Genomic DNA, 1,140 nt, shown 5'->3' on the forward strand with positions numbered 1-1,140 from the left:
GCGGAGCTATCAGCCTGCGCAGCGTGCCGGCCGGTCTCTCCGCAGAAGGCGCTGGCGTAGTCCCTTGGCGTCATCCAGCCGAGGCCCGAGTGCGGGCGACGCTCGTTGTAGTCGCGCCTCCAGGCCTCCAGCTCCGCGCGGGCGTGGGTCAGCGAGCGGAACAGGGTCTCGTTCAACAGCTCGTCGCGCAGCCGGCCATTGAAGCTCTCGTTGTAGCCGTTCTGCTGAGGCTTGCCCGGCGCGATGTAGTGCCAACCCACGCCGCTGTCGTCGGTCCAGGTCAGGATGGCGTTGGAGGTCAGCTCCGTGCCGTTGTCGCTGACGATGGTGTCGGGCCGCCGGCCTCGCCGGGCGATGATGGCGTCGAGTTCGCGGGCCACCCGAGCGCCCGACAGCGAGGTGTCGGCCACCAGCGCCAGGCACTCGCGCGTGCAGTTGTCGATCACTGTCAGGATCCTGAAGCGGCGGCCGTCGGTCATCTGGTCGGACACGAAGTCCAGGCTCCAGCGCTGGTTGGGCGCCAGTGGCATTTCCAGAGGCCGTCGCGTGCCCATCGCCCGCTTGCGCCCGCCCCGTCGGCGAACGGTCAGCTTCTCCTCGCGATAGAGCCGCTGGATCCGCTTCTTGTTGACGGCATGGCCCTCACGTTTGAGCAGCACGTGCAGCCGCCGATAGCCAAACCGGCGACGCTCTTGGGCCAAGGTCTTCAGTCGCTCGCGCAGCACGCCGTCGTCGGCCCGCGTAGGCTGATAGCGCACGCTCGTGCGATCACCCGGCACGCCCGCCGCTCGCTCATCTCGTAGGCCTGGCGCAGGTACGCTGCGGCCTCACGATGCGCGACGGGCGTCACCACTTTTTTCCCAGCAGGTCTTTCAGCGCGACGTTGTCGAGCATGGCGTCGGCCAGCATCCGCTTGAGCTTGGCGTTCTCGTCCTCCAGCGCCTTCAGCCGCCGGGCCTCCGACACCTCCAGCCCTCCGTACTTAGCCTTCCACTTGTAGAATGTCGGCGAGCTAAGCCCGTGCTTCCTGCACAGGTCCGCCACCGGCACGCCGGCCTCCTGCTCGCGCAGGATCCCGATGATCTGCTCTTCCGTGAACCGTGATCGCTTCATTCGTCCGTCCTTGGGTCGGGCGGACTC

At 67.5% G+C, this 1,140-nt stretch carries 1 pseudogene; it reads right to left on the reverse strand.

Features of this window, described 5'->3' with window-relative positions:
* Positions 1-1,113: pseudogene (locus tag EOD42_RS25620) on the reverse strand (IS3 family transposase); the annotation flags it as partial.
* Between the last annotated feature and the right edge of the window lie 27 nt (positions 1,114-1,140).

Source organism: Rhodovarius crocodyli, assembly GCF_004005855.1.
Taxonomy (GTDB): domain Bacteria; phylum Pseudomonadota; class Alphaproteobacteria; order Acetobacterales; family Acetobacteraceae; genus Rhodovarius; species Rhodovarius crocodyli.